This window comes from Streptococcus sp. 1559 (assembly GCF_013276735.1).
Lineage (GTDB): Bacteria > Bacillota > Bacilli > Lactobacillales > Streptococcaceae > Streptococcus > Streptococcus pseudopneumoniae.
This window is the reverse complement of the sequence record NZ_VMLO01000042.1, coordinates 1-20,679: the sequence shown is the minus strand read 5'-3', so window position 1 is coordinate 20,679 and position 20,679 is coordinate 1. Positions and strand designations below refer to the sequence as shown.

The 20,679-nt window shown below is 40.0% G+C and carries 18 protein-coding genes and 3 pseudogenes; 4 read left to right on the top strand and 17 right to left on the bottom strand.

The genetic code is table 11. The features are described from left to right. The 3 genes and pseudogenes from HT688_RS11525 to HT688_RS11765 form a co-directional block, all read right to left on the bottom strand. Positions 1-932 (bottom strand): mucin-binding protein (locus HT688_RS11525; protein WP_524539348.1); only part of this gene is annotated, 932 nt, incomplete at its 3' end. Beyond that, a pseudogene (locus tag HT688_RS11770) lies at positions 890-2,005 on the bottom strand (MucBP domain-containing protein). The gene HT688_RS11525 and the pseudogene HT688_RS11770, both read right to left, overlap by 43 nt. Before the next feature lie 1,855 nt (positions 2,006-3,860). Further along, positions 3,861-3,923 (bottom strand): annotated as a pseudogene (locus tag HT688_RS11765) (YSIRK-type signal peptide-containing protein); the annotation flags it as partial. 288 nt (positions 3,924-4,211) lie between these two features. Between HT688_RS11765 and HT688_RS06535 the strand changes: the two are divergent. After that, positions 4,212-5,930 carry a phospho-sugar mutase gene (locus HT688_RS06535; protein ID WP_172923665.1) on the top strand — a complete coding sequence of 573 codons (1,719 nt, stop codon included), beginning with the start codon at positions 4,212-4,214 and terminating at the stop codon, positions 5,928-5,930. Between the two features lie 110 nt (positions 5,931-6,040). Further along, complete coding sequence (locus HT688_RS06530) at positions 6,041-6,388, top strand: DUF6568 family protein (RefSeq protein WP_050090142.1); 348 nt, start codon at positions 6,041-6,043, stop codon at positions 6,386-6,388. 277 nt (positions 6,389-6,665) lie between these two features. On the opposite strand, the gene HT688_RS06525 is transcribed toward HT688_RS06530, so the two are convergent. The 5 genes from HT688_RS06525 to HT688_RS06505 all read right to left on the bottom strand — a co-directional run bounded on the left by HT688_RS06525 (position 6,666) and on the right by HT688_RS06505 (position 11,326). Further along, positions 6,666-7,502 (bottom strand): amino acid ABC transporter substrate-binding protein, encoded by an 837-nt coding sequence (locus tag HT688_RS06525; protein ID WP_000759186.1) that lies wholly within the window; start codon positions 7,500-7,502, stop codon positions 6,666-6,668. A 12-nt stretch (positions 7,503-7,514) separates the two neighbouring features. Then, entirely contained in the window at positions 7,515-8,144 is a 630-nt protein-coding gene (locus HT688_RS06520; RefSeq protein WP_050223529.1) for an amino acid ABC transporter ATP-binding protein, read from the bottom strand. A gap of 9 nt (positions 8,145-8,153) precedes the next feature. Next, a complete protein-coding gene (locus tag HT688_RS06515) occupies positions 8,154-8,795 on the bottom strand; it encodes an amino acid ABC transporter permease (RefSeq protein WP_050208578.1) in 642 nt (213 codons plus the stop codon). Positions 8,796-8,940: 145 nt separating this feature from the next. After that, on the bottom strand, positions 8,941-10,170 hold the full coding sequence (locus HT688_RS06510; RefSeq protein WP_172923664.1) for a tetratricopeptide repeat protein: 1,230 nt from the start codon (positions 10,168-10,170) through the stop codon (positions 8,941-8,943). After that, positions 10,160-11,326, bottom strand: a complete 1,167-nt coding sequence (locus HT688_RS06505; RefSeq protein WP_172923663.1) for an AI-2E family transporter — start codon at positions 11,324-11,326, stop codon at positions 10,160-10,162. The genes HT688_RS06510 and HT688_RS06505 overlap by 11 nt, the downstream gene beginning before the upstream one ends. Positions 11,327-11,469: 143 nt before the next feature. Here HT688_RS06505 and HT688_RS06500 point away from each other — a divergent pair, with 143 nt between their 5' ends. Further along, the gene (locus HT688_RS06500; protein WP_172923662.1) at positions 11,470-12,483 is read left to right on the top strand and encodes a lactonase family protein; all 1,014 of its coding nucleotides are present in this window, start codon (positions 11,470-11,472) and stop codon (positions 12,481-12,483) included. A 176-nt stretch (positions 12,484-12,659) separates the two neighbouring features. Here the strand turns inward: HT688_RS06500 and HT688_RS06495 are convergent, their stop codons facing one another. The 9 genes from HT688_RS06495 to HT688_RS06455 all read right to left on the bottom strand — a co-directional run bounded on the left by HT688_RS06495 (position 12,660) and on the right by HT688_RS06455 (position 19,834). After that, the gene (locus tag HT688_RS06495; RefSeq protein ID WP_000192870.1) at positions 12,660-13,079 is read right to left on the bottom strand and encodes a F0F1 ATP synthase subunit epsilon; all 420 of its coding nucleotides are present in this window, start codon (positions 13,077-13,079) and stop codon (positions 12,660-12,662) included. Positions 13,080-13,089: 10 nt separating this feature from the next. After that, positions 13,090-14,496 (bottom strand): F0F1 ATP synthase subunit beta, encoded by a 1,407-nt coding sequence (gene atpD, locus HT688_RS06490; RefSeq protein WP_172923661.1) that lies wholly within the window; start codon positions 14,494-14,496, stop codon positions 13,090-13,092. A gap of 85 nt (positions 14,497-14,581) precedes the next feature. Next, complete coding sequence (locus HT688_RS06485) at positions 14,582-15,460, bottom strand: F0F1 ATP synthase subunit gamma (protein WP_000301222.1); 879 nt, start codon at positions 15,458-15,460, stop codon at positions 14,582-14,584. 15 nt (positions 15,461-15,475) lie between these two features. After that, entirely contained in the window at positions 15,476-16,981 is a 1,506-nt protein-coding gene (gene atpA, locus HT688_RS06480; RefSeq protein WP_023941010.1) for a F0F1 ATP synthase subunit alpha, read from the bottom strand. Positions 16,982-16,995: 14 nt separating this feature from the next. Then, complete coding sequence (locus HT688_RS06475) at positions 16,996-17,532, bottom strand: F0F1 ATP synthase subunit delta (protein ID WP_023941011.1); 537 nt, start codon at positions 17,530-17,532, stop codon at positions 16,996-16,998. After that, positions 17,532-18,026, bottom strand: a complete 495-nt coding sequence (gene atpF / locus HT688_RS06470) for a F0F1 ATP synthase subunit B (RefSeq protein WP_023941012.1) — start codon at positions 18,024-18,026, stop codon at positions 17,532-17,534. Before atpF ends, HT688_RS06475 begins: the two co-directional genes overlap by 1 nt. Before the next feature lie 13 nt (positions 18,027-18,039). Then, the gene (atpB, locus tag HT688_RS06465) at positions 18,040-18,756 is read right to left on the bottom strand and encodes a F0F1 ATP synthase subunit A (protein WP_000392851.1); all 717 of its coding nucleotides are present in this window, start codon (positions 18,754-18,756) and stop codon (positions 18,040-18,042) included. A 34-nt stretch (positions 18,757-18,790) separates the two neighbouring features. Further along, entirely contained in the window at positions 18,791-18,991 is a 201-nt protein-coding gene (locus tag HT688_RS06460; protein WP_001054562.1) for a F0F1 ATP synthase subunit C, read from the bottom strand. A gap of 429 nt (positions 18,992-19,420) precedes the next feature. Further along, a complete protein-coding gene (locus HT688_RS06455; RefSeq protein ID WP_166731177.1) occupies positions 19,421-19,834 on the bottom strand; it encodes a GNAT family N-acetyltransferase in 414 nt (137 codons plus the stop codon). Positions 19,835-20,059: 225 nt separating this feature from the next. On the opposite strand from HT688_RS06455, the pseudogene HT688_RS06450 reads away from it, so the two are divergent. Next, positions 20,060-20,679: pseudogene (locus HT688_RS06450) on the top strand (winged helix-turn-helix domain-containing protein); the annotation flags it as partial.

The following is a 20,679-nucleotide window of genomic DNA, read 5'->3' as shown; positions in this document are numbered from 1 at the left end:
GTAACAGTTTTGCTTTCTTGAACATCTTCTGTAGCTTGTGGGTATTTCACTACTTCGGTTGTATCTGTAGTTGTTGATGTTACAGTTGCTTCCGCTACAGTTGCCTTATCTGGTGCGTCATAGTTAGTGACTGTTGGAGAGGCTTGGGTCGCCCATGTACCTGTTGACCAGTCTCCTTCTGTTACTTTACCTGTCACTTTGTTACGCTTGTTGGTTTTTGTTAGTTCAACTGTTTGCGTAACTGGGCTAGCTACTTCTGTTGTTTCATCAGTCGCATCTACATACTTGATGGTACGGGTAACAGTTTTGGTTTCTTGAACATCTTCTATAGCTTGCGGATATTTCACAACGATTGTCTCATCTGTGCTTGCGGATGTGACGGTCGCAGAAGAAACCGTAGCTGTTTCGGCTGGACCATAGTTTTCTACTGATGGTGAAACTTTTTCGTCCCAGTTGCCTGTTGACCAAGTTCCTTCTGTCACGACTTTCGTCACTTTATTACGCTTGTTAGTTCTTGTTAATTCAACTGTTTGCGTAACTGGGCTAGCTACTTCGGTTGTTTCGTTGGCTTTATCGACATACTTGATGGTACGGGTAACAGTTTTAGTTTCTTTAACATCTTCTGTAGCTTGCGGATATTTCACAACGACTGTCTCATCTTTGCTTACTGATGTGACGGTCGCAGAAGAAACCGTAGCTGTTTCGGCTGGACCATAGTTTTCTACTGATGGTGAAACTTTTTCGTCCCAGTTTCCTGTTGTCCATTCACCGTAGGTTACAACTCCTGTTACCTTGTTCTCAGTTTTTGTACGGCTTAAGGTTACAGGTTGAACAACATCTTCTTTGACAGTTTGGTTCGTAACTTTATCAACGTAATGAATGGTACGCGTTATAGTCTTCGTCTCAGTAGTGGTGGCTGTTTTAGGAACCACTGTTTCCTCAACATTCTCACGGTAGTAGTAGTTAACGGTTGCACCGTCTTCTGGTACAGTTCCTGTGGCATTTTCAGGAGTTGCTACCAAGGTGTATGTTGTTTTCCTTGTGATAACTCGGTCTTCTTTGTCCTCAGTTGTTGTTTTTCCTTCAATAACTTTTGCTTCTGTAGTATACTCAGAACCTATCGCTAAATCAGCTTGTACAACAGACTCTGCCAACTTCTCTTGGGTACCTTCTTTATAGTAATTGGCTGTTACTGTAGCAGTAGTAGGCGCTTCACGTTCCTCATATACATAAGTTACCGTTCTTACCCCGCTTACGATATTTCCTTCAGTAGGGGCAGAATTTTCCCCCAAATCTCTTTTGACTCTATAATGTTTCCCATTAGTCGTTGAGATAGTGCTGAGTTTTTTATCTGTGACATTATAGCTAGTACCAATCAGTTGTTTTTTATTGGTAATGTAGGTTCCGTCACTTTCTTTTTCTCCAATTCCAGTATCATTTTTCAATGATAGCAAATGCCCTTGTTCATCAACATAGCGAACTTTCACATTTCCTGAGATTAGTTCTGCCAATTCTGAGGTTTTCTTCTTTTTCTTGATTTCTTCGGTTATTTTCTTTTTCTCTTCTTCGGGAATATTTAGTTTTGGAATGATTTTTTCAACAACGGTTCGTGATGGTTCCACAGTATCTTGGATGACTGAAAAGTCAGCGAGAATTGGAAGATTATACTGAACACGGTGACTTTGAGGATTTACCCCTACTCTGTCATTATTCTCTGAAAATACTTGTACGGTATAAGAAACAACATCTTTTGCTAATAAAACATCCCCAGTAGAGAAGTAGCCACCTTTTCCTAGATTGCTATCTCCAGGACCCACTGCGTCCTTAATCTTATCAGATAGTTGTTTATCAGTCAGTACATTCGTTCGCACAATTCCTTTGTCTACCCCTACAAAGTGTGAGAAATGTTTGAAGTCTTCAGAATCAGATCTAGCCCAACCTTTATTAAGGTTATTTGCTTTTGTATTTGTATTGTCTCTCTCAAAGGTTTGGGAATCAACACCATATGTATCTGCACTTGCAGTTGCTTCTATATCTGACCCTTGAATACCTGCTTCCTTACTACCATTTCTAGCGGCGAGATAGGTGTATTTTTCTGTTTCTACTTCTAGCTGATCATCCTTAACATGATAGGTAATTTTCTTAGCACCTGGTATAAGAGTCCTCAGTAGTTTATATACTCTGTCATCAGCTTTAGCTGGAGGAGTGCTTGAGTTTAGCCAAGTTGGGGTATTAGGAGTATCTTTATCAGCAACTTTCAATAAATTATTTAATTCGTTTGATAGCTTTGAAGTTGACTGAGATGTGCTTGTGAATGTTTTTCCCCACTCTGAATCTCTTTCTTTTGATTTTTCTATACTTAAGAAGTCTTCCGTAACATTTAATACAATATCGCCTTGTTTTTTAACTTCTTCCCTAGCTTCTGCTTCCAATTGATTGTACAGTTTGGTATCTTCTTCTGTATAATATCTTCTGGGTTTACGGTGTAATGGAGTAAATTTTATTTTCTCATTACGAATTTTATTAACACGAGATTTAAACTCATCTTTAAAAAATTTGGAAATTTGGAAATTCGCCAGTTCTACATTTAAACCTTTTTTGTACAAGTTTTCATTTTGAACGATTTCGGCTACACGGTGAATGGTTTCATCGTATACCGTCTTCTCTTGGCCAGCAGTATCCTTAGTTTTAATGACTACTCGATAGGTTCCTTTAGAACCATTAATATCTGAGATATATCCTGTCACAAATTCCACACGAACACGGCTTCCGAAGCCAGGAGAAAAGGCAGTAAACTGCTTCTCTATCCCATTATATCCAACTACACCTGGAGAATATTTATTATACTTATCTTTTTCTAAAAATGGGAGATTCTTAAATTCGGTGGAGTTCTTATTAGCACGTTCATTTTGAGCACGTGGATCATACTTCGAATTATCTGAAACCGTCTCGTCACGATTAGCTCGTGTACGTCCTTTAACAAGCATAAGCATGTATTTAAAACGACGGTCTAATGCTTGTTCGTGCACAAAAATGTTATCTAAGGCATCTGCCCCAAGCATACCACCTTGTTCAATCGTACCATCTTCTTTCTTATACCAACCTGTAAAGTAACCATCTGCATTTTTCTTACCAATAACGAATTTACCTGGTCTGCCATCTTTACCTGCAATCGCTGTCCATCCACCGAAAGAATCAAGTTCTCTTATTTCACCATCTTGTAATTTATCTCCTGTACCATCTTCACTGACTTTGCCGTTTTTAAATCTAAGAGCATCCCCAAGGGTGTTCATACTACGCAAGTAAGAACGTTCATTATTTTGGAAGTCGTCTGGCATATTTTTTACAATATCCCATAATTGTTCGAGAGTCAGATTTTCCTTAGGAGTATCAAATTTCAGATGGGCATTCTTATCATCCCCACCTGTCTCTCCATCTTTAGGCACAATGACCCCGGGCTGGTGTTCTTTTACTGTGTCACCCTTACGATTGGCATCCAGTAAATCTGAATCAGTATCTGCTGTGTCTGAACCTCCCTCATTTCCAGAAGTCGGCTCTGATTCAGTTCCTGTAGCTCCATTCGATGAATCACTTGCCTCCTCATCAGCTAATTCTCTTTTACTACGAGTACGAGGTTTCGTACTTTCTGGAGTTACTAGCGGATTGTCAGCTACGGGAGCATTATAGGTGTTTGCTGCTGCATCAGTATGACTGAGGTCAGTCTTGTTTTCTGGCTCTCCAATTCCAGACTGTCCTGGATCTGTCGGGTTTGCTGTCCTCTCAGCTTCCCTCGCTGACTCCACGCCCTCAGCATGAGCAATCCCAGCTCCCATCAAAAGATAGAGCGCCCCAATGACAACACTAGCTGCACCGACACTCACTTTTCGAATACTGTATTTTAATTGTTTTTCTGGACTATTCATGACTACCTCCATATATATATCGAAAGATATATATTATAACAGATCTTATACAATAATCCTCATTTTAAATTATACAACGAATAAGGTTTAATTTCAATTTTTTAGAGACTACAAATAGGATAAACTTGACTTGTCATTTCGGTTTGTAATGAACACACTTAAATCAAAATTATGAATAGTACAGTCTTCTTCGCTCATTGACTAAAAACTTATGCTACCGTTTTACTAAAATGCTAAAAAGTGCTATAATGTGAACGGTTAAAACAATTTACAAAAAGGAGAATTTGAATGTCTTACCAAGAAAATTACCAGAAATGGGTTGATTTTGCGGAGCTTCCTGACTACCTTCGTCAAGATTTGGAAAATATGGATGAAAAAACTAAGGAAGATGCCTTCTATACAAATCTTGAATTTGGTACTGCAGGTATGCGTGGCTTGATTGGTGCTGGTACAAACCGCATCAACATCTACGTTGTTCGCCAAGCTACTGAGGGATTGGCTCGTTTGATTGAGTCAAAAGGTGGAAATGAAAAAGAACGCGGTGTGGCAATTGCCTACGACAGCCGTCACTTCTCACCTGAATTTGCCTTTGAATCTGCGGCAGTTCTTGCTAAACACGGCATCAAATCTTACGTATTTGAAAGCCTTCGTCCAACTCCAGAACTATCATTTGCAGTTCGTCACCTCAACTGTTTCGCAGGTATCATGGTCACAGCCAGCCACAACCCTGCTCCATTTAACGGTTACAAGGTTTACGGTGAAGACGGTGGACAAATGCCTCCACACGACGCGGACGCTTTGACTACTTATATCCGTGCAATCGAAAACCCATTTGCAGTTGAAGTTGCTGATGTGGAATCTGAAAAGGCTTCTGGCTTGATTGAAGTTATCGGCGAAGCTGTTGACGTAGAATACCTTAAAGAAGTTAAGGACGTAAACATCAACCCAGCCTTGATTGAAGAATTCGGTAAAGACATGAAAATTGTCTACACACCACTTCATGGTACTGGTGAAATGTTGGCTCGTCGTGCTCTTGCCCAAGCAGGATTTGACTCAGTTCAAGTCGTTGAAGTGCAAGCAACTGCTGATCCTGACTTCTCAACTGTAAAATCTCCAAACCCAGAAAGCCAAGCAGCCTTTGCCCTTGCTGAAGAACTTGGTCGTCAAGTTGGTGCAGATGTTCTTGTGGCAACTGACCCAGACGCTGACCGTGTTGGTGTTGAAGTTCTTCAAAAAGATGGTAGCTACCTCAACCTTTCAGGTAACCAAATCGGTGCTATCATGGCTAAATACATCTTGGAAGCTCATAAAAATGCTGGAACTCTTCCTGAAAATGCAGCCCTTTGCAAATCTATCGTATCAACTGACTTGGTAACGAAGATTGCTGAAAGCTATGGCGCAACTATGTTCAACGTCTTGACTGGTTTCAAATTCATCGCTGAAAAAATCCAAGAATTCGAAGAAAAACACAATCACACTTACATGATGGGATTTGAAGAAAGCTTCGGTTACTTGATTAAACCATTTGTACGTGATAAAGACGCTATCCAAGCTGTTCTTGTCGTTGCTGAACTTGCTGCCTACTACCGTTCACGTGGTTTGACACTTGCTGACGGTATCGAAGAAATCTACAAAGAGTACGGCTACTACGCAGAAAAGACAATCTCTGTTACCCTTTCAGGTGTCGATGGTGCTGAACAAATCAAAGCGATTATGGCTAAATTCCGTAACAATGCTCCAAAAGAATGGAACACAACAGCTATCACTGTCGTAGAAGACTTCAAAGCTCAAACAGCTACTGCTGCTGACGGTACTGTTACAAACTTGACAACTCCTCCAAGCGATGTGTTGAAATACACACTTGCTGACGGTTCATGGATTGCCGTTCGCCCTTCAGGGACAGAACCAAAAATCAAGTTCTACATTGCAGTTGTAGGTGAAACCAACGAAGAATCACAAGCTAAAATTGCTAACATCGAAGCAGAAATCAATGCTTTTATAAAATAAAGACCTAAAAAGATGAGACCAAACAATCTCATCTTTTTTTCGTATCAAATCTAAGCAATTTTAGAAACTTTATGGCATACTAGACTTATCAATGAAAGCGAGGTAATCTCATGGAACAATTTTTAGATAACATTAAAGACCTTGAAGTCACTACAGTTGCGCGTGCGCAAGAAGCTCTTGATAAAAAAGAAACTGCCACTTTCTTTATCGGTCGTAAAACTTGCCCTTACTGCCGTAAATTTGCAGGTACTTTGGCAGGTGTCGTAGCTGAAACCAAAGCTCACATCTACTTCATCAATAGTGAAGAAGCAAGCCAACTCAATGAGTTGCAAGCATTCCGCTCACGCTACGGAATCCCAACTGTACCAGGATTTGTTCACGTTGCAGATGGACAAATCAACGTCCGTTGCGACTCTTCAATGTCAGCACAAGAAATCAAGGACTTTGCTGGATTGTAAAAAATCAGCTAACAAGTCTTAAAATTACAAAAACGCATAATGTAAGGTGCAAAAACCTTGATATTATGCGTTTTATTGTTTCTAAAACAGTTACATCAGCATTTCATTACAGCACATTTTAATTTTGGAAGTCAAATCAATTTTTAACAATGTTTTAGAAATCACAGTGGGCTATTCCATATTCAATTATCCAGATTCAATCGCTATTATCGTTTTCCTAGATTACAAAAAAACTACGTTTTGCTAATCAAAACGTAGTCTCAGCCACTATTTTATCTTACTGTCCTTCTTTTACTTCTTTGGTTGCTACATCTTCTCCAAACCATTTTTGGCTGATTTCTTGGAATTTACCGTCCTTGTAAAGACTAGAAAAAGCTTCATTTATCTTCTTAACCAGAGTTGTATCTTCCTTACGGGCTCCAACCGCAAAGGCTTCTGTTTCTAGTCCAACTGTAAAGACATTATAATCGTTTAAAACGCCTTCTGCTTCTAAATAATAATTTGCATAGACACGGTCAATCAATAGACCGTCAATTCGATCATTTTTCAAATCAATTAAGGCTTCATTAAAGGTTTGGTATTGATTAGCTTCCTTATTAGCGACAATATCCTTTAAAATCGCTGGGTTTGCTTCAAAGTCCGCATAACCAGATGAGCCAGCTTGAGCTCCTAATGTCTTTCCAGCCATATCCTTTGCAGTCGTGATACCAGATGATTTCTTGGTCACCAATACCTGCTCATTTTTCATATATGAGTTACTGAATGCCACCTTTTCACGGCGTTCATCTGTAGCGGAATAACCATTCCAAATCAGATCAATCGTTCCTTTTGTCAATTCAGCTTCTTTCAAATCCCAATCAATCGGTTGCCAATTTACCGTAATTCCGTATTTTTCAAAAACAGCTGTAGCTAAATCAATATCAAATCCTGCATAAGAACCATCTTTCTGAGCAAATCCCATTGGAACAAAAGTGCTATCAAATCCAATAGTAATAGACTTGTTAGACTGGTACTTAGACCAATTATCTCCACTAGTTTCGCTAGAATTTTTCCCACAAGCTACTAAGAACAAAGCAGTCATCAGACTGACTAATACAAGCATCCATTTTTTCATCCATTTTTCCTCCTATTTAGGTTCTACTTTCAATAATACATCTGCGATATTTTCAGCAAACTGCAAATCGTGGGTTACCACAATCTGGGTCATCCCAAGTTCCCTATTTTGCAAGATTAGCTTCTCCACTTCCAAGCGCAATTCTGGATCCAGGGCAGAAGTTGGTTCATCGTAGCCAATGATTTCTGGGTCGATCATCATAGCACGCGCCAAGGCCACCCGCTGCTTTTGCCCACCAGATAGTGAAAATGGATAAGCGTCTGCATGCCCTGCCAGTCCTAACTGTTCCAAGAGTCCACTCGCCTTCTTCTCAGCTTCTTCCTGCTTCATCCCCATGGTCTTCACAGGCGATAAAGTCAAATTGTCCAGAACTGATAAATGAGGGAACAGTTGAAAATCTTGGAAGACAAATCCCAGTAGATTGCGCTTCTGTAATTCATCCAGCTCTAAAGGTTGTCCATTATAAAAGATTTGCCCTGAATCAATGGTTTCAAGACCCGCAAGCATACGTAAGAGAGTTGTCTTACCTCCACCAGAAGGTCCAACGATAGCCAGGATTTGCTTTTCAGGAATACTTAGACTGAAATCAGACAGGATTTGTTTATCTCCAAAGACTTTATTGATATTTCGTAATTCTAACATGGCAGCCTCCTATCTATAATAACTATACTTCTTCTCAACTTTTTTGGAAATAATTGTCACAATCCCAATTAAAATCAAGTAAATGGCTCCTGCCAAGAACATGGGAACTAGACTAGCATCACGGTTGGCAGCTGTTCGACTAGCCAAGATAAGATCAGAAATTCCTAGAGCATATACCAGAGAAGTATCCTTGACCAAACTCATAACTTCGTTAAAGACACTAGGAAGCACGATCTTGGTCACCTGAGGTAAAATGATATAGCGCACTGTGGCAGAGGGACTAAACTTCAAGACCTTGGCTGCCTCATACTGTCCTCTTGGAATAGTGTCAATTCCCCCACGGAAAATTTCTGCAAAGTAAGCCGCATAATTCAAAACAAAGGCAATAATAGCTGCAGGAAGGCGGTCTAAACGAATCCCAATACTTGGGAGCACATAATAAATAAAAATCAGTTGCAAGAGTAAGGGGGTGCCACGCATAACCCAGATGTAAATGTTAATCAGATAATGGAGGGGCTTCCAATGGACTTGCAAGGCAAAGGCAATCAAAACGCCCAAGGGAATCGAAAATAGCAAGACCAGTGCAAAGACCTGTACAGTCGTGCTCGCACCATTCAGTAAACTCGGTAATATCTCAAATAAATAAGACATACTGCACCTCCTAAAAGTAATTGTTCCTATTATAGCATGAATAAACAAAATAACCAACCATTTTTGCAAAAAAATTCTATCATATACAAATAAAAACCGTAGCTATCAAAAGAGATAAACTACAGTTCTATATGTTTAAACATTCTTACAATCTCTCAAACAGTTCTTGCATTTGCACATCATCTGGAACCAGTTTTAAGTAAGCTTGTGCATTGACTTTTGCTTCCTCAAAGTAGCCCAATTCACGCAAGAGATAGATATAGTGTTCCAAAAACTCTGGATTGTCCTTTAAATCTCCTGCCAACTCTTGGTAATGCTCATAGGCAGTATCCAAATCGTCCATTTCTTGATAGGAACGAGCAATCATCCACTTGGTCAAGAGATTTTCTGGCTCATCGCTCTGCAAGTCTAGAATATCCTCATAACGCTCCTGCTCCAGATAAATAGTGGCTAAACGAAGCAAGATTTCTTCTGTATCCTCAGCGTCTTCTTTAGCTGTTAGGAGATAATTTTCTGCCCCACTTGCATCATGCAATTCATAAGAGAATTGCGAAGCAGCTAGCAAGAGGCGAGTTTCAAAGGGATTTTTCTCTAAGCCTTGCTTAGCGATACGCAGGGCTTCTTGAACTTGATGTTCCTTATGTAAGGCCTGGCTATAACCATATTCATAGCCTTCAAAGTCAGGAGAAATGTTATCAAGCTGCTTAAAGTAAAGGGTGGCTTTTTGGTATTCTTCTTGATCAAAGTAAAGGCTGGCCAACTCAAAAGCTGTTAGGTCATCGTATTCTAACTCCAGGGCTTTTTCTAAAAACTCAGTAGCCGTTTCAAATTTCCCTAACTGGGCATAGGCAAAACCAATTCGTTGATAGGTGGAAATGCCCGTTTGCTCATAAATAGTACGATTATCTAACTGGGCATAGCCTTGAATGGCCTCTTGGTAATTTTCCAACTCACTATCCAACTCTGCCAAACCCAATATCAAGAGAGGATCCTCTGAGTAGGTCAAAGCCTCCAGCAATTTCTCACGCGCCACATCTGTCAAACCTTCCATCTGGTAAAGATCTGCCTTCAAAGCCAAAGCCGAAACATACCAGTCACTGTCAGCTTGGATTTCCTCAAGATAAGCAAAGGCTTCTTCGATTTGACCATCCTCGCTAGCAATTGCAGCTAGATTAAGATGAAGCTCTGGGAAATCCTCTACAATTTTCAGGTAAATCTCCTTTGCCTGAGGATAAAAACCAATTCCTTCAAGATAAGTTGCCAACTCATACAGAAGGTCACTTGGATCATTTTCTAAAGCTTTGACGAAATAGTGCTCAGCCTTGGCTAAATCTTGCTCCTCCAAAGCCTGTAACATCTGTTGACTATTGTTCACTTTTGACTTCCTCGCCCTCTAATTCATATAGACCACTGACTGCCTTATACCATTCGAAAATGGCTGAAATGACAACCTTAGCAGAGGCATAAACTGGAATACCAAGTAAAACTCCCCAGATACCAAACATAGATCCTGAAGTTAACAAAACAAAGAGAACATTAATGGGATGGATGTTTAATTGACTTCCCAAAATCAATGGAGAGACAAAACGGCCTTCAATAGTTTGTTCTACGATAAAGACAATCACTACTTTCAAAAGCATAACTGGACCAGCAATCAACCCCAATACTAGGGCAGGAAGCATGGCTAGAAAGCTACCAAGATAAGGAACCAGATTTAAAATACCAGCAGTAACCCCCAACGTAACTGCATAGCGTAGACCAATAATCTTGAAGAAAATCATAAACATTACTGCTACAATAATAGCCACTGTTACTTGCCCTCGAACATAGTTGGACAACTGTTGATTCACATCTGATAAAACTTGTCCAACAGGTTCCTTCAATTTTCTTGGCATAAATTGGGTCAAATAGTTACGCAAGCCTTTCCCATCACGCAAGAGATAAAAGAGCATGAAAGGAACGATAATCAAGGCAACAATCACTTGAGAAGCTCCGCTAATAAAGGCACTCACCCAGTTGACTGCCTGAGATGAAACTTTACTTGCCCAAACTGTAGCCTGACTAGAGAAGTTTGTCAAAACCTGCTCTAACTGAGGTCTGAAATCATCTGGCAGGTGCTGGGCTACCAATCCATTAACAATCCTATCTATATCTTCTAAGTAAACAGGAACGTTTCTTGCAAAGGTCAAAACCTGACGTTGCAGATTTGGAATAGCTACTGCCAAGCCCCAAATGATAAAGATAGCGATGATGACAAAGACAATAGTGATAGCTATGACACGATTCACCTTATGCTTCTCCATCCAATCAACAATAGGATTTAATAAATAATATAGTAAACCAGATATAATAACTGGCAGCATCACAACTGCCAAAAAGTCTAAAACAGGTGAAAATAGAAAACTAATCTTACTTAAAATAAAAAGATTCAGTCCCAATAATAAGGTTACCAAAAATACCGTAATGGCCTTGTTATCCAAAAACCACTTGAAAAACCAAGACAGGCTAAAATGTTTCTCTTTTTGTTCCATAAATACTTCCTTTCTATCGTTCTCTCATTATACCATTTTTAAATCAAAATAACTCTTTTTTAAAGTGCTTACATCTAATTGGATGTCTTTAATTGGCTTGTTTTTGTGATATAATAGTCTTATCTTTATATAGAGGTAAAGTTATGAAAGAAACTGTTTATTTTGGAACTTACACACGTCGTACTTCCCAAGGGATTTACAAGGCTGACTTTGATACAGAAACTGGTCAGCTTTCAAACCTAGAACTTTTTGCAGCTGAACCAAGTCCAACCTACCTTGCCTTTGACCAGCACCAACATTTATACACCGTTGGTAGTCAAGACGATAAGGGGGGTATTGCAGCCTATCAAACTGACGGGACTGTGTTAAATCATGTCGTTGAGGAAGGAGCTCCCCACTGTTATGTTGCTGTCGATGAAAAGCGTAATTTGGTCTATGCAGCCAACTACCATAAAGGACAGGTACTGGTTTATAAACGTCAGAAGGATGGGAGCCTTTTACTTAGTGATGTAGATCAACACAGTGGCCAAGGTCCACATGAAAATCAAGCATCTCCTCATGTTCACTATACAGATTTAACACCTGACCACTATCTAGTGACCTGCAATTTGGGTACTGACCAAGTCATCACTTATGACCTTGACCAAGAAGGAAAATTATCTAAGCTCTACACCTATCACAGCCAGCCAGGAGCAGGCTCACGCCATATCGTTTTCCATAACCACTATAAAATCGCTTATCTGATTTGTGAACTCAATAGTACTATCGAGGTTTTAATCTACGATGGTGTTTGCGAATTTGAACGTATGCAGGTTATTTCAACTTTACCAGACGGTTATGAAGGCTTTAATGGAACCGCTGCTATTCGTCTCTCTAAAGACGGTAAATACCTCTACGCTTCTAACCGTGGTCATGATTCTATCGCAGTATATACCATCCTTGCGGACGGTAGCTTAGAGTTATTAGAAATCGTTCCAACACATGGTCAGACTCCACGTGATTTTGATTTGACACCTGACCAAAAATTTCTCATTGCTGTCCACCAAGACTCTGACAATGCAACTGTCTTTAAACGTAATTGTGACAATGGTCGTCTAGCAGAACTCTCCAACGACTTCCATGTTCCCGAAGCAGTCTGCATCCGTTTTGCTCCTTAATACTCTTCAAAAATCTCTTCAAACCACGTCAGCGTCGCCTTACCGTAGGTATGGTTACTGANNCAAAACTGTGTTTTGAGCAACCTATGGCTAACTTCCTATGTTTGCTTTTTGATTTTTATTGAGTATAAAACACCATAAAAAAATGAACTTGGAATTTTCAAGTTCATTTTTTCTTATAGTCTATTTCCGACATTAATACGGTTAATGGCACGTTGCAGCGCAATCTTCGCACGACGTTCTTGGTCAATCAAGTGTTTGTCTTGTGCTTCTTCAATTGCACGTTCTGCACGAAGTTTGGCACGTTCTGCACGACTGATATCGATATCACGAGCACGTTCTGCAGAGTCAGCGACGATTGTGATCATATCATTGGCAATTTCAATAACACCGCCATTTACTGCAATCCAGTTCACGTGATCTTCGTCATCAATACGTTTCACCTTTACTTCATCAACTGCTAAAACCGCAATCATATTTTCATGTCGTGGCAAGATCCCCATCTCACCATCCAGAGTTCGAACCGATACATAGCTGGCATGGTGATCATAGACGAGACCATCTGGTGTCACGATCTGGACAGTTAACTGAGTCATAGATCACCTCTTAAAATCCCATTTTTTCAGCTTTTGCAATCACATCTTCGATAGAACCTACACCACGGAAGGCATCTTCTGGCAAGTGGTCGTATTTACCATCAAGGATTTCCTTAAAGCCACGTACCGTTTCAGTAACTGGAACATAAGAACCTGGCTGGCCAGTAAATTGTTCCGCAACGTTGAAGTTTTGTGACAAGAAGAACTGGATACGACGGGCACGAGCCACCAAGGTCTTTTCTTCATCAGAAAGCTCATCCATACCAAGGATAGCAATGATATCTTGCAATTCATGGTAACGTTGAAGGACACGTTTTACTTCTGCAGCAACTGCATAGTGCTCTTCTCCAACGATTTCAGGTGCCAAGGCACGTGAACTTGAAGCAAGTGGGTCAACGGCTGGGTAGATACCCAATTGTACCAACTTACGTTCCAAGTTTGTTGTTGAATCCAAGTGAGCGAAGGCTGTTGCTGGCGCTGGGTCAGTATAGTCATCCGCTGGCACATAGATAGCCTGGATAGAGGTTACAGACCCCTTCTTAGTTGATGTAATACGCTCTTGCAATTGACCCATTTCCGTAGCAAGGGTTGGTTGGTAACCAACGGCTGATGGCATACGACCCAAAAGGGCAGATACTTCTGAACCAGCCTGAGTGAAACGGAAGATATTATCAATAAAGAGAAGCACGTCTTGGCCTTCTACATCACGGAAGTATTCAGCGATTGTCAAACCAGTAAGGGCAACACGCATACGTGCTCCTGGTGGCTCATTCATCTGACCAAAGACCATGGATGTTTTCTCAATAACGCCTGATTCTTTCATTTCCCAGTAAAGGTCATTCCCCTCACGAGTACGTTCCCCAACACCGGTAAATACTGAAATACCACCGTGTTCTTGGGCAATGTTGTGAATCAATTCTTGGATTAAGACGGTTTTACCAACTCCGGCACCACCGAAGAGTCCAACTTTACCACCTTTAAGGTAAGGGGCAAGAAGGTCGATAACCTTGATCCCTGTTTCAAGGATTTCAGAAGAGGTAGACAATTCATCAAAAGTTGGAGCTTTTTTATGAATTGGCTGACGCTCTGCGTCTTCTGTAAAAGGAGCTTCCAAGTCAATGGTATCTCCCAAAACGTTGAAGACACGTCCCAAAGTTTCTTTACCTACTGGTACAGAGATTGGACGACCTGTGTCCAATACTTCCATTCCACGAGTCAAACCATCTGTTGATTCCATGGCGATAGTACGAACCATACCATCTCCCAACTCTAAGGCTACTTCAAGGACGATTTTTGTTTTTCTTTCGTCATTTTTGTAGACGACAAGTGCATTGTTAATCTCAGGAAGTTTTTCCCCTGCTGCAAACAAGACGTCTACAACGGGACCGATAACCTGAGCAATTTTACCTGAACTCATCTCCTTCTCCTATTCTATATAAGATACTGTCGGTTCCTAGTTCAACTAGGTCCTAAGTTCATTTTCATACGAGCTGGACTAGAGCCTATTCTAAGGCACTAGCACCTGCTACGATTTCTGTAATTTCTTGTGTAATCGCCGCCTGTCTGGCACGGTTATACTGAATTGTCAAATCATTGATGACTTTCTTAGCATTATCAGTCGCTGTTTGCATGGCTGTCATACCAGCAGCATTCTCAGCTGTCTTGGCATCGATAATGGCACCGTAAATCATACTTTCTGCAAACTGAGGCAACAACTGCTCCAAAATTTCTTCTCGGCTGGTTTCCAATTCAAAAGTCAAGCTGTAGTCTTCATCCGCTTCATTTGGATCCAAGTCAACAATCGGAAGCATTTGTTCCACACGCATTTGACTGGTTAGCGTATTGACATGGTGGTTGTAGCAAACATAGAGTTCATCAAAGAGTTCATTTTGGTACATTTCAACAGTTTTTGAAATAATCTTACGAACTTGATCAAAGCTAGGCTGATCCGCCAAGCCACGTAATTCATAAAGTGGTTGAATACCACGAGCCTTAAAGAAATCAGCTCCCATTCCACCGATACAGATCATTTCAAAACCTGTACCGTCTGGGTGGTATTCTTCTTTCAACTCCATAACGGCTTTCAGAATAGAAGAATTATACCCTCCAACCAAACCGCGATCTGAAGTAATGACGATATAGCCTGTCTTCTTCACAGGACGGCTAATCAGCATGGGATTGGTTGAGCCACCAGCTCCATTACCATGAAGAATATCTGTCAAAAGTTTGCGAACTTTCTGAGCGTAAACTTGGAAGTTGCGAGCAGCTTCTTCAGAGCGACCTAGCTTAGCAGCTGATACCATTTGCATGGCATTAGTGATTTGACTCGTATTTTTTGTTGAGGCGATTTTTGTTTTAATATCATTTAGAGATACTGCCATCTGACACCTCTATTCTTATTGGAAGCTAGATTGATTGAGAAACTCTGTAATCGCAGCATCCAAGACTGCTTCTTCTGGCAAGTCTTTTGTATCACGAATGGTTTCCAAAATATCTGGATGTTGAGCGTCAAAGAAGGCATGGAACTCTTCCTCGAAACGAACAATATCATCTACTGGAACAGTATCCAAGAAACCATGTGTCAAAGCATAGAGAATGGTTACTTGTTTCTCAACAGGTAAGGGTTTGTGAACAGGTTGTTTCAAGACCTCAACGGTACGACGTCCACGGTTCAACTTAGCCTGTGTTGCTGCGTCCAAGTCAGAACCAAACTTAGTGAAAGCTTCCAACTCACGGTATGAAGCAAGGTCGATACGAAGTGTACCAGCAACCTTCTTCATGGCTTTGATTTGTGCAGAACCACCTACACGCGATACAGATGAACCCGCATCGATGGCTGGACGAATACCCGCATTGAAGAGACCATCACCAAGGAAGATTTGTCCATCAGTGATAGAAATCACGTTGGTTGCGATATAGGCAGAGATATCTCCTGCTTGTGTCTCGATAAATGGTAGAGCTGTAATTGATCCACCACCAAGTTCATCAGAAACTTTAGCTGAGCGCTCAAGCAAACGGCTGTGAAGGTAGAAGACATCTCCTGGGAAAGCTTCACGACCTGGAGGACGACGAAGCAAGAGTGACAGTTCACGATAAGCTACCGCTTGTTTTGATAGATCATCGTATACAATCAAAACATGCTTCCCTTGGTACATAAATTCTTCCGCCATGGCAACCCCAGTATAAGGAGCTAGGAAGAGCAATGGAGATGGTTGTGAAGCAGAGGCTGTCACAACGATTGTGTAGTCCAAGGCACCGTACTGACGAAGTGTTTCTACTTGCGTACGAACTGTTGATTCTTTTTGTCCAATTGCGACATAGATACAGATCATATCTTGATCTTTTTGGTTCAAGATTGTATCAATCGCAATGGTTGTTTTCCCTGTCTGACGGTCACCGATAATCAACTCACGTTGACCACGACCAATCGGTACAAGGGCGTCAATAGCTTTCAAACCAGTTTGCAATGGTTCTGAGACTGACTTACGTTGCATGACACCAGGAGCTGGCGCTTCTACTGGACGAGTTTTATCAGTGTGGATTTCTCCCAGACCGTCAACCGGACGACCAAGCGGATCCACAACACGACCAATCAGACTTTCACCTACTGGGACTTCCATGATTTTACCTGTACGGCGGATTGTATCGCCTTCACGAATATCTGTAAAGTCACCTAGGATGATAATACCAACGTCTGTTGACTCCAAGTTTTGAGCCATACCATAAGAGCCGTTTTCAAAGATCAACAACTCTCCACTCATGGCATTGTCAAGGCCATGAGCACGCGCGATACCGTCCCCGATATAGGTTACAACACCTGTTTCAGTCACATCAAAATTGGGTTTGAAATTTTCAATTTGTTGCTTAATTAAAGCGCTGATTTCTTGTGCGTTAATTGCCAAAAGAACACCACTTTCTATTTCAAATTTTCTTTAACAACTTTAAGTTGTTGTTTAATACTCACATCAATTGTCTTGTGATTGGCAAAAATAACAAAACCACCAATGAGACTTTCATCGATTTGTTCTTTTACACTCCTTACTTTCAGAGACATTTTCTTCTCAATCAAAGGGAGCAAACGACTCTTTTGTTCATCAGTTAGAGGATGAGCAGCAGTAATCGTCACTTCAAATCGATTTGTTTCTTTTTCAAGTCGGTCCAAGCAATCTACAAGCACATCATAAAAAAGATTTGCTCTGTGATTGTAGACCAGAACCTGGATAAAGTTTTGTAATAAAGGTGACACAGAGTCTTGGAAAAAAGCAATCGTTTTTTTCTTGTCAGACTCATCTACTGTCACTTTTTTTAAAAAAGAAGGTAAACCTGTTTCTTCAGCAACTTGCTTGATTTGAGTCAAGTCTGAAAAGATACGGGCTTCTTCTCCTTTTTCAAGTACCAATTGGACAAAAGGCATGCTGTATTTTTCAATTACCTTTACTGTTTTCTTGTCCATTAAGCTTCTCCTAGCTGATCGATATACTGATCAATGAGTTCTTTATGGGCATGACCGTCAAGGTTTTGTGAGATGATTTTACCAGCTAGGCTGATGGTCAAATCTGCTACCTCACCCTTAACGCTTTGTAAAGCTTCAGCTTTGTTTTGAGCAATTTCTTGGTTTGCTTTTTCTTTTAAGCGTCCTGCTTCTAGTTTAGCATCTGCTAAGATATTAGCCTTACTTTGCTCAGCTGTTTCCTTTGCATTTTCAATGATTGTCTTAGCTTCTTTACGGCTACCAGCCAATTCATCTTCGCGTTTTTGAGCCAATACTTCTGCTTTTTGACGGGCTTCTTCAGCTCTGTCAATATCTGAAGCAATTTTTTCAGCTCTTTCTTCGAAAATGCCTGTAATATTAGACCATGCAAATTTTTTAATCAAGACTAGCAAAAGAATAAAAGAGCCAGTGATTAAAATAAAATTACCAATCAATTCACCTACTGTTACGTGCATCAGTTACTCCTTTCTATTCCTCTTCAATATTAATCTTATTCCCTAAATACACAGATGTCAAAAGAGTAAAGACATAAGCTTGGATGCAGGAAATAAAGACAGAAAATGCAGTCCAAGCCAAATTAGCTCCAAAGGCTACTGGATACCAATAAATAGCTTGGTGGGAAAGAAGAAGTAACAAACTCGTCATGACCTCTCCTGCAAAGATATTCCCAAAAATCCGCAAAGCCAAAGATAAGAAGTTTGTAAATTCTTCCAAGATATTCATCGGTATGACAAAAACAGGACTCATAAAAGATTTTATACTTTTTTTAAATCCACGACGACGAACGCTTTCTATATGTGTCAACAAAATGACAAGAAAAGATAAGGTTAAGTCATACTGTAAATTAGCGGTTGGCGAACTCCACCAGTTAGTCCCATCGATCGTTTGAAGCTTTGTCATTAAGCCAAGGTTATTGGCAATCACCATGAAAAGAAATAAACAAAGGAAAAAGAGTGAGTAATCTTTCATGTAGCGCGAACCAATGTTAGGTTCTGTAAATCCAATAACAAAGTCATAGACATACTCAAGTACATTTTGCTTTCCTTTGGGTTTCAAGGTCATATTGCGGCTTGCCCAATAAATAAAGACAAAAATAACTCCCACAATCAACAAGGTCATGGCTAACATAGTCAGATTGAAGATAACAGGACCAATAGAGATGATTGGATTAATACTTTCTTCCATCTAAAATCCTCCCTTTTCTTCTCGTTCCATGTATTTATTTGATAATAAATGAGAAGACAAGAGTTACAAAGAAAGTTCCTTCAATAAAGGCAACACCTAAAAACATCAAACTACGAAACTCAGAAAGCATATCTGGTTGGCGTGCTACTGATTTAAACAGTCCATTCATCAATAAACCTTCACCGACAGATACGCCCATACAGGCAATACATAAGCCTAAAAATGTTAAATTCATAACGAATTCTCCTTTAAAATAAAATTTACTTACTTAGTGTAGTCCTAAAATTTAAATTTGTCAACTTTTAACCGCTATTGGAAGCGTTTAATAAAAATTATTTCCATTTTCTTTCGGATTTCACTCTATTCTGAAAAACTCGAGAGGGGAATCTCGGATTAATGTCAATTTAAAAAGATAGAGAGTTTTTAGTTTAAATAAATTGTTTTAAGATATCAACCACATCACTTCTTTTCTTAACCCGATAAGCCTTGATTCCCAATTTCTCAGCTGCCATTGCATTGTACCCAATATTGCCCAGAAAGACACAATTTCTAGGTTATAACTGGTATTTATCGATAGTTACTCATATACATCAGTCCACCTCCATACTTATGTGCGAGCCTCTCTTTGTATTATACCTCCATACTCACCTTACAGATTCTTTTGCTAATAATATCTTTGCCCAATGTAGGGATAGTCTTGTAACCTAAAGACTTCCTTGTAGCCATACCTTTTATAAAAATCAAGAGCTTGAAACTGGTAGGTATTGACAAAGGCAAAACGACAGTTTCGATTCTTAGCTTCAGTTTCTGCTTGCTGCAATAGTTTTGAACCGATTCCTTGCCCTCTCAGTTCCTCTTTTACAAATAAATACTCGATTTCTAGCCAATTTCTAAAAGTCTCTACTATCAAACCTGCCAGGAGATTGCCCTTTTCATCTTCGACATAAAGATTAAGTGGCTCACTTTCAGCTTCCTCTCTTTTTGAACGGTTATAAACACGAATCAGATTCCCTATTTCTTGCGATTTATGTGAATCCTTATTTTTCAATCTAAAGTATAGTGAAATAAAATAAAACATGCGCAAATCGATTAAGGAATTTAATCTAATTTCTAACAATGTCTTAGAAACCAAAGTATACTATTTTAACTTCAATGCACTATACATCTAATACTCAATGAAAATCAAAGAGCAAAATAGGAAACTAGCCACAGGTTGCTCAAAGCATGGTTTTGAGGTTGTAGATAGAACTGACGAAGTCAGCTCATACTAAACTAAAATTAAAAAGCATTATATAGTAGTAATATGAAATCAACTAAAGAAGAAATCCAAGCTATCAAAACACTTTTAAGAGACTCTCGTACAGCTAAATATCATAAACGCCTTCAAATCGTTCTATTTCGTCTGATGGGTAAATCTTATAAAGAGATTATAGAGTTTTTAGACTGTAATCAAACAACGATTTGGCCAACTGTAAAAAAATATGAGGAGTTCGGACGCGATTCTCTCCTTCAAGAAATACGTGGTGGTCGTAACCATGCACATATGACAATTGAGGAAGAGAAAGCCTTTCTTGCCCGTCATTTGAAGGCTGCAGAGGCAGGAGAATTTGTTACAATTGATGCCTTATTTCAGGCTTATAAAAAGGAGTTAGGTTCTTCCTACACACGTGATACCTTCTATCAACTCTTGAAGCACCATGGTTGGCGAAATATTAGGCCACGTCCAGCACATCCCAAGAAAGTAGACTCTCAAACCATTGTCGCGTCTAAAAATAAAATCTCAATTCAAGAAGCTCAGAAAGCGCTTTAAAACCAGTAGGCATTTTCGTAAGGTTCGCTTGATGTACCAAGATGAGGCTGGTTTCGGTAGAATCAGTAAACTGGGATCTTGTTGGGCTCCAATAGGAGTAGGTCCACATGTCC